The sequence below is a fragment of the Pseudactinotalea sp. Z1732 genome (assembly GCF_049724975.1).
Lineage (GTDB): Bacteria > Actinomycetota > Actinomycetes > Actinomycetales > Beutenbergiaceae > CALKWS01.
On the sequence record NZ_JBMPQC010000018.1, the window covers coordinates 1 to 15,523 of the forward strand.

General features: G+C 63.8%; 15 protein-coding genes and 1 pseudogene. 3 read left to right on the forward strand and 13 right to left on the reverse strand.

What is annotated here, in order from left to right:
* From ACPL7H_RS18015 to ACPL7H_RS18035, 5 genes are all read right to left on the reverse strand, one after another.
* Nucleotides 1-669 (reverse strand): ABC transporter permease (locus ACPL7H_RS18015; protein WP_424798137.1); only part of this gene is annotated, 669 nt, incomplete at its 3' end.
* A complete protein-coding gene (locus ACPL7H_RS18020; protein ID WP_424798138.1) occupies nt 666-1,583 on the reverse strand; it encodes an ABC transporter permease in 918 nt (305 codons plus the stop codon). The genes ACPL7H_RS18015 and ACPL7H_RS18020, both read right to left, overlap by 4 nt.
* A complete protein-coding gene (locus ACPL7H_RS18025; protein ID WP_424798139.1) occupies nt 1,580-2,653 on the reverse strand; it encodes an ABC transporter ATP-binding protein in 1,074 nt (357 codons plus the stop codon). The genes ACPL7H_RS18020 and ACPL7H_RS18025 overlap by 4 nt, the downstream gene beginning before the upstream one ends.
* On the reverse strand, nt 2,650-3,612 hold the full coding sequence (locus tag ACPL7H_RS18030; protein WP_424798140.1) for an ABC transporter ATP-binding protein: 963 nt from the start codon (nt 3,610-3,612) through the stop codon (nt 2,650-2,652). The genes ACPL7H_RS18025 and ACPL7H_RS18030 overlap by 4 nt, the downstream gene beginning before the upstream one ends.
* Nucleotides 3,613-3,811: 199 nt before the next feature.
* Entirely contained in the window at nt 3,812-5,281 is a 1,470-nt protein-coding gene (locus ACPL7H_RS18035; RefSeq protein ID WP_424798141.1) for a M81 family metallopeptidase, read from the reverse strand.
* Between the two features lie 239 nt (nt 5,282-5,520).
* On the opposite strand from ACPL7H_RS18035, the gene ACPL7H_RS18040 reads away from it, so the two are divergent.
* From ACPL7H_RS18040 to ACPL7H_RS18050, 3 genes and pseudogenes are all read left to right on the forward strand, one after another.
* Nucleotides 5,521-6,144, forward strand: coding sequence for a hypothetical protein (locus ACPL7H_RS18040; RefSeq protein ID WP_424798142.1), 624 nt, complete (start codon nt 5,521-5,523; stop codon nt 6,142-6,144).
* A gap of 35 nt (nt 6,145-6,179) precedes the next feature.
* Nucleotides 6,180-7,468, forward strand: a protein-coding gene (locus ACPL7H_RS18045; protein WP_424798143.1) for an IS3 family transposase whose coding sequence is annotated in 2 segments (ribosomal slippage) — nt 6,180-6,453 and nt 6,453-7,468 — 1,290 coding nt in all. Because the reading frame shifts where the segments join, the coding sequence is not laid out codon by codon here.
* A gap of 223 nt (nt 7,469-7,691) precedes the next feature.
* Nucleotides 7,692-7,838 (forward strand): annotated as a pseudogene (locus ACPL7H_RS18050) (helix-turn-helix domain-containing protein); the annotation flags it as partial.
* A 72-nt stretch (nt 7,839-7,910) separates the two neighbouring features.
* Here the strand turns inward: ACPL7H_RS18050 and ACPL7H_RS18055 are convergent.
* The 8 genes from ACPL7H_RS18055 to ACPL7H_RS18090 all read right to left on the reverse strand — a co-directional run bounded on the left by ACPL7H_RS18055 (nt 7,911) and on the right by ACPL7H_RS18090 (nt 15,514).
* Nucleotides 7,911-8,684: an SDR family NAD(P)-dependent oxidoreductase gene (locus ACPL7H_RS18055; protein WP_424798144.1), complete on the reverse strand. Its 774-nt coding sequence runs from the start codon at nt 8,682-8,684 to the stop codon at nt 7,911-7,913.
* A gap of 59 nt (nt 8,685-8,743) precedes the next feature.
* Nucleotides 8,744-9,583 (reverse strand): ABC transporter ATP-binding protein, encoded by an 840-nt coding sequence (locus ACPL7H_RS18060; protein ID WP_424798145.1) that lies wholly within the window; start codon nt 9,581-9,583, stop codon nt 8,744-8,746.
* Complete coding sequence (locus ACPL7H_RS18065) at nt 9,580-10,572, reverse strand: ABC transporter ATP-binding protein (protein WP_424798146.1); 993 nt, start codon at nt 10,570-10,572, stop codon at nt 9,580-9,582. The genes ACPL7H_RS18060 and ACPL7H_RS18065 overlap by 4 nt, the downstream gene beginning before the upstream one ends.
* 2 nt (nt 10,573-10,574) lie before the next feature.
* Nucleotides 10,575-11,453, reverse strand: coding sequence for an ABC transporter permease (locus tag ACPL7H_RS18070; RefSeq protein ID WP_424798147.1), 879 nt, complete (start codon nt 11,451-11,453; stop codon nt 10,575-10,577).
* The gene (locus ACPL7H_RS18075; protein ID WP_424798148.1) at nt 11,450-12,400 is read right to left on the reverse strand and encodes an ABC transporter permease; all 951 of its coding nucleotides are present in this window, start codon (nt 12,398-12,400) and stop codon (nt 11,450-11,452) included. The genes ACPL7H_RS18070 and ACPL7H_RS18075 overlap by 4 nt, the downstream gene beginning before the upstream one ends.
* Nucleotides 12,401-12,490: 90 nt before the next feature.
* Nucleotides 12,491-14,095, reverse strand: a complete 1,605-nt coding sequence (locus ACPL7H_RS18080) for an ABC transporter substrate-binding protein (protein WP_424798149.1) — start codon at nt 14,093-14,095, stop codon at nt 12,491-12,493.
* A gap of 115 nt (nt 14,096-14,210) precedes the next feature.
* A complete protein-coding gene (locus ACPL7H_RS18085; RefSeq protein ID WP_424798164.1) occupies nt 14,211-15,137 on the reverse strand; it encodes an SMP-30/gluconolactonase/LRE family protein in 927 nt (308 codons plus the stop codon).
* Nucleotides 15,137-15,514 (reverse strand): RidA family protein, encoded by a 378-nt coding sequence (locus ACPL7H_RS18090; protein WP_424798150.1) that lies wholly within the window; start codon nt 15,512-15,514, stop codon nt 15,137-15,139. The genes ACPL7H_RS18085 and ACPL7H_RS18090 overlap by 1 nt, the downstream gene beginning before the upstream one ends.
* Between the last annotated feature and the right edge of the window lie 9 nt (nt 15,515-15,523).

Here is a 15,523-nt window from a genome sequence, read left to right on the forward strand (position 1 = left end):
GATCTGACCTTTGGCACGAGCGGTGCGGACGTAATCGCGTTGAAGGGTCTCGGACAGTGACTGCCGCAAGAAGCGTCCGAGAATGCCGGAGATGAAGATCCCCAACGTCAGTCCAGGCAAGATCAGGTTGCGCAAAGCACCCAGCGGATCCTCCCAGAACGGCACGAAGTCGGACACGGCCGGGAGCACCCGCCACTGCACCCCGAGGAACAAGATCAGCAGAATGCCCACCCAAAAGGTCGGCACACTCAAGGACAGGATGCTCTGGGCGCTGGTGAGACGGCCAAGGAACGAGCGGGGCCGCAGCGCGCCGAAGAAGGCGATCGGCATCGACAGCACCAAGGCGAATGCGAAGGAGACCACCGCAAGCTGGACCGTTGGTAATAGCCGGCGCGCGATCGCCGCGCCCACCGACTCCCGGGTGATATAAGAATGACCGAAGTCGCCCTGGACCGCGTTGCCGATCCACGTCAAGTACTGCGTTAACAGGGGCTGGTCCAATCCCATCCGCTGCCGCTCGTACTCGACCGCCTCCGGAGGGGCGTTGTCGCCCGCCACCGCGATGGCCGGATCTCCGGGTAGGGCGTAGACGATCAGCCAGATCAAGACCGAGGCCACCAGGAGTGTGGGCACCGTCTGCAGTAGACGCCGAAGGATGTACGTACTCACGCGCGTGCCTCCAGTTCCACCGGGGTATCAGCCGTACCCTCGCGGAACTTCTGCAGACCGCGTCCCATCAGGTCCAAGGCCAGAACAGTCATGGTGAGCATGACCCCCGGCAGGATCGCGTAGTACGGGGCGTTGGCGAGGAAGCCCTTGCCGGTGCGCAGCGCATCACCCCACGTCGGCGTCGGTGGTTGGGTTCCCAGCCCGAGGAAACTCAAGGCGGCCTCCAACAGAATCGCCACCGATGCCGTGATCACCATTTGAACGATGATCGGGCCCCAGGCATTCGGCAGAATCGTGCGCACCATGGTGTAGATATGGCCGGCCCCCAATGCCTTGACCGCGCTGACGTACTCCTCCTCCTTGATTGACATCGTCGATGCCCGCACGATCCGGGCGAAGACAGGAATACTCGCGATGCCTACTGCGACGATCGAACTGACGAAGCCCCGACCCGCCATCACGATGATGATGAGGGCAAGCAGGATTGCCGGCACGGCGATCTGGATGTCGATCGCACGCATGATCAGAGCGTCTGCCCATCGGCCGAAGTACCCGGACATGAGACCAAGCGGCACGCCCACAAGCGCTGCTCCGACCGTGGCGAACAGTCCGGTCAGCAGCGAGGCGCGCGCGCCATACAAGGTGCGCGAGTACAAATCGCGACCGAGTTCGTCGGTGCCGAACCAATGTTGGGCGTCGGGGGGCTGGAAAGCGTTCGCCGCATTGACTGCCAAAGGATCGAAAGGCGAGAGGACGGGGGCGAAAGCTGCCATCAGGCCTAGACACGCGATAATCACTCCGCCGATCAGGAGCGAGGGACTGCGCCGAGCTGTCTGGCGGATCAGTTGCCACGGTGTCCGCCGCTTGGGCCCAGTGGTCTTCGCACTTGTTGATGGCTGTTCCCCGGTGCTCATCGCCGCATCTCCGTCGTGGTTTCCGCCTCGGTTGTCAAACCGGGCCGGGGCTTGGGCATGCCCAGCGATAAGGGACCGCTGAAATGGCAGGCGGTGGGGTGCGACTGACCCGATCGAATAGTCAACGCTGGTTCCTCGGTGGCACAAATATCCTCTGCGCGCCAACACCGGGTGCGGAACCGGCATCCGCTCGGTGGATTCGTCGGGCTCGGTACGTCGTCGCTCAGCAGGATGCGATCATCGGCACGTCGCCCACCTGGCTCGGGAACGGGTACCGCCGATAACAGCGCTTGGGTGTAGGGATGCAACGGCTCTTCGTAGATCTGATCCCTGGTGCCGGTCTCCACGATCTTGCCCAAGTACATAACTGCCAAGCGGTTGGAAATGTGGCGAACCACCGACAAGTCATGAGAAATGAAGATGTAGGCGAGGTCCATTTCAGCCTGCAGTTCCTGCAGGAGGTTGACGACCTGGGCCTGGATGGAGACGTCTAAAGCTGAGACGGGTTCGTCGAGGATCAACATACGCGGATGCAGGGCGAGCGCTCGGGCAATACCGATCCGCTGTCGTTGGCCTCCGGAAAACTCATGGGGAAACCGGAAACGCTGGTCGCGGTGCAGCCCGACGCGTTCGATGAGTTCATCGATGAAGCCCTCGGATGTGACCCGATCGTACTGGCCGTGGAGTTTCAGCGGCTCAGCCAGGATCTCATGCACACGCAGCCTGGGATTGAGGGAGGCGAAGGGGTCTTGGAAGACGATCTGCATGTCACGACGCACTGGACGCATCTGGCGCCGGGAGAGGCCGGAGATGTCCTTACCGTCAAACATCGTTCGCCCGCCGGTGGGCTCCAGTAGGCGCAAGATGGTCCGCCCGGTGGTCGACTTGCCACAGCCGGACTCCCCCACTAAACCGAGGGTCTCGCCGCTATGAAGTTCCAGGTCGATACCGTCGACGGCACGAACCCAGCCGGTGGTGCGCTTAGCGATTCCGGTCCGGACCGGAAAGTGCTTCTCCAAACCCTCGACCTGCAGCAAAGGCGGGTGAACCGCGTGTTTCGACGTGGTCACGGTTGCACCTCGCTGCCGGGCGCACCGACCGTGGTGGCGGCGCGAAATGCCGGGACCTCATCCAGGAAGTGGCACCGGGCGCGCGTCCCCTCCGCTGACAGCAAGAGGTCAGGGGTCTGCTCGGAGCACAGGGACCGTCCAGCGGCGAGGTCGCAGCGCGGATGGAACCGGCATCCCGTCGGCTGCGCACGTGCACTTGGCGGGTTTCCACGAATCGGCAACAGCCGAGTGGTGCGGCCATCCAAGCGAGGAAGGCTCCGAAGCAAGCCAAGCGTATAGGGGTGACTGGGCCGCCGAAACACCTGCTCGACCGTCCCGGTCTCCACGACTTGTCCGGAATACATCACCACGACCCGGTCAGCCATCTCAGCAACGACCCCAAGGTCATGGGTGATGAGGATCGTGGCTGCGCCGGTCTCCTCCTTGGCTCTGCGCAACACGTCCAAGACTTGCGCCTGGATGGTGACATCCAAGGCGGTCGTTGGCTCATCGGCGATCAGCAGACGGGGCTTGTTGGCCATCGCCATCGCGATCATGGCCCGCTGTCGCATGCCGCCGGAGTACTCGTGGGGATACTGCTTGAGTCGGGCTTCAGCGTTCGGCACTCCGACCGTGCGCAGGAGTTCCAATGCCCGATCCCTGGCGGCGGAGGCTGACATCGGCGCATGGATCGTCAGCGCCTCGGTGAGTTGGTTGCCGATGGTCAAGACAGGATTCAATGCGGTCATCGCGTCCTGGAAGACCATCGCGATCGACTTGCCACGGACCGCGCGCATCTCTCGTTTCGACATGCTCAGCAGGTCCTTGCCCTCAAATGTGGCAGTACCCCCGACGACGTTTCCCGCTGCCAGCCCGAGCAGGGACATCACACTAACGCTCTTGCCGGAGCCAGATTCACCGACAATGCCCAGGGTCTCTCCGGGGTGGACATCGAAGGTCACTCCGTCCACGGCGGTCACAGTGTTCGATCCGCTGCCGAACGTGACACGTAGGCCATCCACCGAGAGCAGCGGTTCCTGCCCTGGTGGCGCTTCAGAGTCCTGGAGAGCCATGCAACCTCCTCGTTACAACGGACCGGTCACGGTCGGTACATGCACTGAATGGGGATCCTAGCGAACTTTCACTGATCAGTGAGGGTGTTTCAGCGACTGCAACCTGTCAGCGCCAATCGTCGGTGGAGTCGACGGGATAGATCGGCCGCGGCACGCGCTCCCACGGCAGCGCGGAAATGTCTGTCTGCGTGGGCCCTGGGGTGTCAGCCCGGATGACCGCAGTCGTCACGTGCTCAAACCATTGGAAGTTACTCGCGGTCTTGAGCACCAAGGCCTGGTAGTCCTGTGGGTTGATACCAAAGTGTCCGTAGAGGGCGGGGTGATTGCCCGCGACGCCGGGCCGCTCACTCACTACCAGCGTGACGTTGCCCGTATCCACGACCGCAGTTGCCCCCATGTCCACATGCTCATCCTGATACCCGCCGCCGGGATTCAGGATGAGTTCCTCGGCAGACCGCACCTTGACGGTGAGCTCAAGTGGTTCGAACCAGCCGCTGACCGCACCACCCACCCGCACCTCGACCTGAGCGCCGGCACCGGCTGCGAGCAAGGTCCGGGCGGCATGTGGATCGACCATCGGCACCAGCGCGCGCAGCCCTCCCACACGAAGCAACTCGCTCAGGAGCACAGTGCTGTCACCACCTGCTCCGCCGAAGACCGAATCGCCGGTGTCACTCAGGATCACCGGCGTCGGCGAAGCCAGAGCCAGCTGGACGGCTTCGGCCGGTGGCACTGAGGTCGTGACTTGGAATCGTTCTCGTTGGGACCAGGCCCGATCGGCCATTTCCTCGGCGAGCGTCTCGGCCAGCGGTTGATCGCCATCGGTCACGACGACAATCGCCCAACCGGCTTCCTCGAGGTCGAGCCACGGCTGCATGGGGAAGGGCGAGACGGATAGAACCCCCGGGAGGCCTTCCAGGTGCCGTGCGCGGTCGAACCATTCCTTCATCGGGCCCGTGGATGTGAGGTACTGCTCCTGATGGGATAGGAGTCGCAGTTTGCGCCAGCCGATCGTAGGCGCGACCTCACCGGCAGCGACGCGCAAGAGCAGTGCCGCACTGAGCCGGCCGGTGTCGAACGGGTCATGGGGCTGGGTGCGGTGCCCGATGATCGCCGTGGACAGATCAACGAGCCGCGAGGTGATGTTCGCATGATGATCAAGCCCCACGACAATGGGAAGATCGGATCCGACAATCGACCGGGCGACCGTGAGCAGGTGCCCTTCGACGTCGTCGTCACCGCTGGCGGCACAGGCGCCGTGCAGCAACAGAGCCAGGCCGTCCAACTCCCCCGCCCCTCGAAGTTGACTGCGCAGTTCGTCGGTCAGCGTGTGCAGCGTCTCTGCGGTGAGCCTTCCTCCGGCGACAGCACGCGCACGCACCAAGGGGACCACTTCGACATCACGCCCGGATTCCTGCACTCCTTCGAGGAAGCCTCCGATGGGCCCGACACCGGCCAGTTTCGTGAGCACTTCCTGTCCGCGATATATCCCGAACGCTGCGAAGTTGTCGATCGTCGACGGTGCCGGGTTGAATGTATTCGACTCTTGTCCGATATACGCCACAGCTATGCGCATGCAGCCACCTTCCTTGGCAGAACATCCAGCGGCCCTGCTGACACTCGCACGGGCACAACCGGCGAGTTGCGGGCATGACCACTGCCCGATGATGTCGTTTCGAGTATCGAAACTCCGGGTCCAGTATCCGGCACGCGGGTGTCAGCGTCAAGAGACCGACGAGACTCACGAAAAGTGCCCGCGAACGGTTTGCCGTGCCTCACGTAGGAATGCCCGCGAACGGTGAACCGTGGGAGGGCATGGGAAGTGAGTTGGAGATGGCATCTCGCGCCGATGTGACGGCGAAGTTTGCTCGGGAGTATTCTCGGGCTTCGAAGAAGGACAAGGGCCTGGTCCTGGATCAGGTTGTGGCGGTGACTGGCTGGTCGCGGGACAACGCGCGCCGGCGATTGACCGCGGCGGCCAAGGACCCACCGGGCCGCGGTAGGCAGGTCGCTAAGGTCAAGCGCCGGGCGCGGGCGCCGAAGTACTCCTACGACGCGCGCAAGGTGCTGCAGAGGGTGTGGGCGGCCTCGGGTGGGCAGTGTGGGAAGTATCTGGCCGCCGCGATGCTGCTGGACCTGCTGGACCTGCTGGAACGCTCCGGGGAGTTGGTTACCGGTACGGGGCGCTACTCCCAGGCTGTGCGAGCAGAACTGGAGGCGATGAGCCCAGCCACCATTGACCGCTACCTGGCCCCGGCGAAGGCCAAGGACCAACTCCGGGGTAAGTCGGCCACCAAGGCCGGGCCCTTGCTGCGCAACTCGATCACCATCCGCAAGGCCGGCGATGAGGTCGAGGCCGAACCAGGGTTCTTCGAGGTCGACACCGTTGCCCACTGCGGCCCCGTGCTCAAGGGCGAGTTTGAACCGGCCCGGGTTTGATGCCGCTGCTGTTTGAGTCCGAGAGGATGGACAGCATGCCGAAGAAGATCGATCCCCAGCTGCGCGCGAGGTGCGTGCGGCTCGTGCGCGAGCACGCCCAGGAGTACCCCACCTTGACCGCGGCGACGGCCGCGGTCGCCCGTCAGGAGGGCGTCTCGCGAGAGTCCGTGCGGCGCTGGCTGGCCCAGGCCGAGGTCGACGACGGGACCCGCCCCGGCGTCACCAGTGAGGAGTCTGCCGAGATCAAGCGCCTGAAGACGGAGAACAGGCGGTTGCGGGAGGACAACGAGATCCTTCGCCGGGCCTCGATTTTCTTCGCGGGGGAGCTCGACCCCCGAGGCCGCTGATCTGCGCGTTCATCGACGAGATGCGCGCCGAGGGCTATGCAGTCGAGCCGATCCTGCGCGTCCTGCGTCAGCAGGGCCTTGTGATCGCTGCACGGACCTACCGGGCCTGGAAGAGGCCGGCCCGCATCACTGCCCGCACTGTCACAGACGCGTTCGTGGAGGACAAGATCCGCGACCTCGCCTGGAAGCTCAACCCGGTCACCGGGCAGATGCAGATGACGCCGGAGGGCCTGTACGGGCGACGGAAGTGGGTTGCGCTGCTTCGCCGCCAGGAGGGCCTTGCCGGCACCTCCCGGGGCGCGGTGGACCGCGCGATGCGGACCCTGGGTCTCGAGGGCATCCGGCGGGTGAAGAAACTCCGCACCACCATCCCGGGCCCAGACGGGAAACGTGCCGGTGACCTTCTCAATCGCGACTTCACGGCCCCGGCCCCGGACCGCGTGTGGGTCACCGACTTCACCTACGTCCGCACCTGGGCGGGGTTCGTCTACGTCGCGTTCGTCGTGGACGTGTTCGCCCAGCGGATCGTGGGCTGGCACGCCAACACCAGCATGCGCACCGACCTGGTCATGACCCCTCTGCGGATCGCCCTCTGGCAGCGCGACCGCGAAGGAAACCCCGTCTCACCAGGAGCTTTGGTGCATCACAGCGATGCCGGCGCCCAGTACACCTCGATCCGATACACCGAGCACCTCGACCTCGAGGGCATCGCCCCGTCCATCGGGACCGTCGGCGACGCGTTCGACAACGCCCTCATGGAGAGCGTGAACGGCCTGTTCAAGACCGAGTGCATCCGCACCACGGTCTTCCACGCGGGCCCCTACAAGACGCTCTCAGACGTCGAGTACGCCACCGCCGGCTGGGTCGACTGGTACAACAACCGGCGCCTCCACGGCTCTCTGGGGATGCTCACCCCGGTAGAGTTCGAGACGCTCTACTACGAGGCCCTCAACCGAGAGCCCGCACCCACAAAGTAGCGGCAGAGAAGCCGTGCCGATTCAAGGCGCGGAAACAGCGCCCTGCACCGCATCACGCTGGTGCGCATGCAGCGCGACCCTCAAACGAAGGACTACGTCGCACGCAGGAGGCAACAGGGCAAGAACACCAGGGAGATCATGTGCTGCCTCAAACGCGCGATCGCCCGAGAGGTCTACCGGGCGCTGACGAGAACCCCAACCGGCAACACGAGCACACTTCAAAGCCCAGCGCAGGGACAAGGGCATGACCCTCACTCAGGTCGCGCGAGCCCTCCACACCCGGCCCGCCCGCATCTCCGATATCGAGAACCAGCGACGCCCGCTGCCCGAACTCACCGCCCGCTACGAGCAATGGCTCCAAACGGCTTGACACAGAATAGGAGCATCATGATGCACCTCGGAGACATTCGCCCGACGCGGCGTCACGCTTGCGTAACACCGGTCAGTACATCACCCAGCCCCCATCAACGTTGATGACCTGCCCGGTGATGAAGGAAGCTTCGTCGCTAGCGAGAAAGACGAATGCACCGGTGAGGTCGTCTGCGGTCCCGCGCCGGGGTAGCGCTTGTTTGGGCAGGATCCTTGCGGCTACTGCGTCCGCATCAGGACTCAACTCCAACTCTTGTTCGGTGCGGATCGCTCCGGGCATGACTGCGTTTACGCGCACGTGATGCGGTCCCAGTTCACGGGCCAGGGCGCGAGTCATTCCCAGGATCGCGGCCTTCGAGGCCGTGTAGTGCACCGCATCGGGCTGCCCGGTCTCGACCATGACCGACGTCAACGTAATCAGCGACCCCCTATTAGCGATGAGATCACTCCTGGCCGCTGCAGCGAGCAACCAAGTACCGCGGGTGTTCACCGCCTGGACGTGGTCCCACTGTGGGATCGAGATCTCCTGAAACGGCGAACGACCCGAGGCAGCAGCATTCGCAACCACCGTTGTCAGCGGACCGATGGACGATCGCGCTGCCGCGACCACCTGGCCCGGTCCGGCAGGATCAGCAAGGTCCCCCGGCACTGCAGCAACCTGACCCCCAGTGACGCGCAGGTCGTCCACCAGGCCCTTGGCAAGGTCGGTCATGGCCGGGGTGGGCTCATGATGAATCGCTACCGCGGCACCTTCGGCAACGAAGGCACGGGCGGTCGCGGCCCCGATCCCCCGGGAACCCCCGGTGACGAGAACCCGGTAACCGTGCAATCTTCCGTCGAGTGACATGGACGTGCTCCTTAGATGGGGTCAGGCGTCGCGTGCAGCGTGCGTCCTTGCGGTGTTCGTCAGGCGAGCGCTTGACCCGCCAAGCCACCTTCGACTGTCAACACGGCGTCGACGAGCAACTTCGTCGCTTCGGCCTTCGGGGTGGTGAACAAGTCGGCCGGCGCGCCTGTCTCGACGATGCGTCCGGCCGACATCACCGCCACCCGCGACGTGGTGTAAGCCACCACGGACAGGTCATGTGCAATGAGAACGAGCGTCAGGCCCAGTTCAGCAACCAAGTCCTTCAACAGGTTGAGCACCTGTGCCTGAATAGAAACATCGAGTGCCGAGACTGGTTCATCGGCGAGCAGGACTTTGGGCGCCGGCATGAGGGCCCGGGCGATGGCGATGCGTTGCAACTGACCACCGGAAAACTCGTGCGGGTACTTGTGTACCGCCTCCTTGGACATGCCGACCTGGTCAAGCACCTCATACATCCGACGCTCGTGATCGACCTGCACCCCCAGGCTGCGGAGTGGTTCGACCAGCGATGCGCCTACCTTCATGCGGGGGTCCAGCGAGGCCCGGGGGTTCTGAAGTACTACTTGGACCGCTCGACGGAACGCGATCCGACCGGCACGGTTCGCATCCCAGACGTCTTTCCCGTGAAAGTTCATGACGCCGGCATTGGGACGCTCTTCACCGACCAAGATGCGGGTGAGAGTGGACTTGCCAGACCCCGACTCACCGACCAGCCCGACTGCCTCCCCCTCCATGGCGTGGAAGTCGATGTCGATGAGTGCGTCCAGCGTTGGCCGTCGGGAGATAAGCTTGGTGCGCGGCAAGCGATACTCCTGAGACACATTGCGGGCTTCGATAATGGGGGTGGGATCCTCCGGAGACGGCGCATCGGACGTCAACGTGTCTTCACCTCCGATTCGACAGTCACCTGCAAGTGTTCAGGGAACCAGCACGCCACGCGGGACTCGGTTCCGGTGAGTTCTGGGGTTTGCTCACACTGAGCCTGCGCCCGCGAGCACCGCGGCCGGAACGCGCACCCCGTCGGCATGTCATGCAGCGGTGGCACCGTGCCCTTGATGTGTGGCAGCCGCACATCTGCACTAACGTCGATGTTGTCCATCGTCGGCTGGGACTCGAGCAGACCACGGGTGTACGGGTGTTTTGGTGTGCGAAGCACCACGTCTACGGGCCCTTGCTCCACAACTCGTCCGCCGTACATGACGGCCACGTAGTCGCACATCGCCGCGATCACCGGTAGGTCATGAGTGATCATCAACAAGGCACTGCCCCGCTCGGTGACGGCGGTGTCGAGGAGCCGTAGCACCTCCTTCTGGACTGTGACGTCCAGGGCGGTAGTCGGCTCGTCGGCAATGATCAGTTGCGGATAACAGGCAACAGCCATCGCAATCATGATGCGCTGACGTTGTCCACCGGAGAGTTGGTGGGGGAACGAGCGCATCAACTGTGGCGGGCGGGGCAATTTCATCAGGGTCAGCAGGTCCAGTGCCTGGTCATGTGCTTGCTGTGCCGTGGTTGACGTGTGCCGGCGGATCACCCAGGTGATTTGTTCACCGACGCGCCTGGTGGGATTGAGCGCAGACAACGGGTCCTGGAAAATCATCGACAACGTGCGGCCACGCCGCCGAGAGAGTTGCTGGTCAGAGACAGCAGCCAAGTCCACGCCGTCATGCCAGATTTCCCCGTCGACTTGCCAGCCCTCGGGTTGCAGACCCATGATTGCCAGCGCCGTCAGGCTCTTTCCAGCACCGGACTCACCGACGATTCCGACGCGTTGGCCGGGCAGGATCTTCAGGTCCACGCCCCGTACCGCGCGCATTTCATCGCGGCGGACGACCAGATTGCGGACATCGAGTACAGGTGTGGTCACGGTTACCTCCGAGACAGGCGAGGATCGAGTTTGTCGCGCAACCCGTCACCGAGCAGGTTGAGACCGAGGACGGCGAAGACGATTGCCAGTCCGGGCCATAGTGCGAGCGGGCTGGACACACCGACCATGTCCTGGGCTTCCTTCAACATCATGCCCCAAGAAATCGCCGGCCGGTTGACGCCGACTCCCAGGTACGACAGGGACGCCTCAGTGAGGATGCCGACAGCGAAGTACAGCGTGAACTGAACGGTCAGGACCGAGGCGACATTGGGTAGGACGTGGCGGGCAAGGATGAAGGGGTTCCGACGGCCGTACAGCCGGGCGGCTGTGATGAAGTCCTCCGCGAGCACTCGCAACGCCGCGGCGCGCACCACCCTGGCAAAGGAGGGTGTGAAGAAAACTGTGAGCGCGAAGATCGTCGAACCAACCCCCGCCCCGATGGTCGCAGCGAGCACCAGGGCGAACACCACTCCGGGGATTGCCAACAAGATGTCCGCGCTACGCATCACCGTCTCATCCACTGCCGACCGGCCGGCCGCTGCGATGAGGCCGGCAGCCCCACCGATGACCATGCCGAGCAGGGCTGCACCCGCGGCGACCAGGGTCGAGGTTCGTGCCCCCACCATGAGCGCGCTGAGCACATCCCGCCCCAGGGGGTCGGTGCCAACCAGGTGTCCCGGTGAGCCGAACGGTTGTAGCCGATTGCCAGGCGCGACCGCATTGGGATCCATGGGCAGCCAGAAAACGGAGACGACCGCGATGCCGATGAACGTTCCAGTCATCACCAGTCCGACCCAGAATGCCAGGTGCGCCTTGCCGCGGCGCCGCATGCTGGGAGCGAGAGCGGACTCCGGGGCGATAGTGGGAGGTGTCTGACTCATTTGCTCGCCACCCTTACGCGTGGATCCAGGATTCCGTACAAGACATCGACCACCAGATTGACCGTCATGACGAACGCGACGACGACCATCACTGTGCTCTGCACAACGATCACCTCGCGAGCGCTCACTGCCGAGAGGATCATTCGACTCAGACCCGGCAGCGAGAACACGGTTTCGATAATCACCGTTCCGCCCACCAGTTCGGCCGCGAGCAGTCCGATAACGGTCACCAGGGGCAGTGCCGCGTTGCGCAATCCGACCCGGTACAGCGAGGTCCTGCGGGTCATCCCGAAGGCCCTTGCGGTTCGGACGAAGTCCTCGTTCATCACATCCAGCACCGCGGTCCGGGTGTATCTGCTCAGAGATGCCGCCATCACTACACCCAGCGCGAAGGCCGGCAGAATCAACGACCGCACTGCACGCCAGATACCGTCCGACCAGGGTGTCCAGCCTCCGGTGGGCAGTAGCCCGAGATGGACCCCGAACACCATGGCGAGCAGCACACCTGCCCAGAACACCGGTACCGCAATACCGACCTGGCTGAGCATCGCTACCAGCGCCCCGATCGGGCGCCGTGCGTGGGTTGCGGCGAAGGTCCCCACCGGGATGGCCACGAACAGGGCGATCGCCATCCCGCCCAACGCGAGCGGAATACTGATCGGGAGCCGACTCAGGATCATCTCGGAGACCGGCTCTCCGGTACGGAAGGAGTTCCCGAGATCGCCCTGGAGCATGCCAAAAAGCCAGTCGAAGTACTGCACCGGGAGTGGACGGTCAAGCCCGAGTTCCGCCATCAGTGCGTCAATGGCACCCGGACTTGCATCCTGGCCCAGCATGACCGCTGCAATGTTTCCGCCAGCCAAGCGGATGAGCGAGAAGATCAGCAGGGACGAGACCAGCAACGCCAGGACGAAGAACGCCAGACGCCGCGCAAGAAAGACCACCATGAGATTCCCTCTCGGTGTGGCTCGGCGCTCAAAGCCGAGACGTGCTGGGCAACGTGGGCCGCGGGTACCGATCCCCGCGGCCCACGTCCGTCACCAGTGGAGGTTCTTGAACTGGATGTCGACCATGATCCGGGGCTCCTGCCAGCCCTGCAGGTCCGGATGGAACAAGCCGACTCCGTTCTTGGCTGCCAGGGGGACGATCACTGCGTCTTCCTTGAGCACTTCATTGGCAGCCGCCATCCGGTCGTCGTACTCCTCGATCGACTCGGCACTATCAGCCTCGTTCAGCAACTCGGTGAACTCCTGGCTGCAGTACGTGGTCCAACCCGCTTGATCGGGGCTTTCACAGGCGAAACCCGTGATCGGAGCTGCACTGGACATCACGGTGATGCCGAACTGCGGAGGGCGCGCCTGGAACACGGTTTGGGAGTAGCGCGCCAGTTCGATGGCATTGCGGTCGATGTCCGCCCCGACCTGCTGCAGTTGGGCAACGAGGATGTCGGCCGGCAGCGAGAGGTCCGGAACGTCACTCAGTGAGGTGAATTCGACAGATTGCGTGTCGAGACCAGCCGCCGAGATGGCACCAGTGGCAGCATCAAGGTCAGAGGGGTGCGGGCAGGCCTCCGCGCTCTCTGGCGCGAACCACGAGGTGTCTTCCAATCCGAAATCGCAGGTGGCGTCGGCGCCCCAGGGTGCGTTGAACGCAGCCAGGATGTCCTCCCGGTTGAAGGCCTGAGCAAGCGCCTGACGCGCTTCGGGCTCATCAAAGGGGGCCTGGGTCGAATTGAATGCCACGTAGAGCATCTCGCCGACCTGTGGGTAGGTGACCAGATTGAAACTCTCATCGAAGCCTTCGGTCGTCAGCCTCTCCCACAGATCGATGGTGATCACGGGGAAGACGTCGACCTCGCCGGCGCTCAGTGCGTTCAGCGCTGCGGTGCCGTCAGGAATGATCCGTACGGTGACGTCTTCAATACTGGGGGCCTCCCCCCAATAGTCCTCGTTGACGCTGAAGGCCAGTTGGTCATCGGTGGCGTAGTTGTCGAGCACGTACGGCCCGGTGCCGATCGGGTTGGTAGCGATCCCATCGGCCGCTGACTCCGGCTGGATCAAGCCTGACATCCCACCCATTCCTTGGAAGAATGCTTGGCTGGGTCGCTCCAACTCCACCTCAACGGTGCGCTCATCCACTGCCGTGATCGACTCCACTGCGCCGTAGGCCGCGGCGTATGTGGAGATCGGGCTCTCCTGCATCGACGTCAGGGAGTAAACGACGTCGTCGGCAGTCACGGGGTCGTCGTTGGAGAAGGTGGTTTCCCGGATCGTGAAGGTGTACGTCGTTTGGTCGTCGCTGATGTCCCACGACTCCGCCACCGCTGGCTCTGGTTCACCGGCGTCATCGAAGTAGACGAGCGGTTCCACTACGTTGCCCGGGATCCAGAGGATCAGCGCCGTCTGGTTGTTATTCACATAATCCAACGTGCCAGGGTCCTGAAGTGCGATGAGCGTCAGTGAGTTGTCTTCCGCGCCTGGGGCCGCGGGCGCTCCGCCCGAGGCTGGTTCTTCTGCAGTGGACTCTCCGCCATCGCCGCCGTTGCCGCACGCCCCGAGCAGGAGGGCCGCTCCGAGCAGGGCCGAAGCCGTTTTCAACCGTGTCGTCCTGGAACGTCGTAATTCCATCCGTGACCCTTTCACAGTGTGATCCAAGTGTCCGGAAAGACCTCAGTGTTCCGAACCCTGGAATGATTAGTTCAGTATGCGGTTCAGCGTTGCTCCGGTCAAGACTCCTTCAGAGCAACTGAATAACGTTTCAATAACCTGACCGGCGCGACGAGAGATGTAGGACTGGCCGGGCCTTGGGAGGCTGTACCGCCTCGACCTGCACCCTCGCGGTGAACAGCCTGCCGGCCTGCGGCTCGGCCGCGCTGCGCGCGGCATCGAAGCCTTCCTGCGCCGTCGTGATCAGGAGATCACGTCCGTCCGGTCCACCGATGGCCACACTCGTCGTTTGGGCCGTCGGCACGTGCACGACGACATCCATGCGCCCAGTGGGGTCGAATCGTCGCACTTGCCCGAGCCCGTACATCGCGACCCATAGGCCGCCTGCCGCGTCGAGTGCGATGCCGTCGGGCAATCCCTCCCCGCCGATCTGCATCATCTTCTCGGAGTGCATCACACCGCCGGAGTCGGGCTCGATCCGGTGACGCCAGATCGTGCGGGCCAGTGAGTCCACGTGCAAGAGCGAGCGGGTCCGCCGATCCCAAGCCATTCCGTTGGACAGGCTGAATCCGTTCGCGACAACGTGAGCAGTCCCGTCTCGATCTACGCGAATCAAGGCGCCCTCTTCGGGGCGCCGGTTGGGTCCCACGGCACCGATCCAGAGCCGGCCAGCGGAGTCTGCGATGCCGTCGTTGAGCACCGTTCCCGCCGGCAACTCCACAGTGGTCCATGTTGAGGCGATTTCCGGTCCCTGGGCGCTTGCTACGACCCTCTGAATTGAACGCTCTCGCGCAATGACTACGTCACCGTCGAGCGCGGGGTGAACCAGCGAGACACGATCACCCAAGGCGAGGAGCGGCTGCTTCACCGGGGCATGCAGTGCAGGTGAGCACCACACCTCCCCCGCCTCCGCGTCCACCCACCACCACGTGGTGCCGGACCAGCGCGGACTCTCCCCCAGCCGGGACCGGGGCACGTCTAACGCGATGGCCTCGCACGCCGTAGGTGCCGCCGGCATCACGATCCGGGCCGGTACGCCACTACGTCGACTTCGAACTTCAGCGAACTGATGCCTCCGGTGGTGGTCGTCCGCGCGGGTAGTGGCTCGTTGAAGTACTGCCGATAAAAGCGGTTGTATTCGTCGCGGTAGGCGGCGTCCCCCAAGTACGAGCGCACCTGCACGACGTCATCCATCGTTGCTCCAGCCGCCGCAAGGATCCGCTCGACATTGCGGAAGGAACGTTCCATCTCCGCGGCGAAGTCTCCTTCCACGTAGGCGCCGGTGTCGTCAACGGAGGCTTGACCGGAGACGAAGATGAAGTCCCCCGCCTTGATTGCTGGTGAGAAGGGCAGATGGCTGACGGGAATGTCGCCTGTGATCGATTGACGCGGCATGAGCAGATC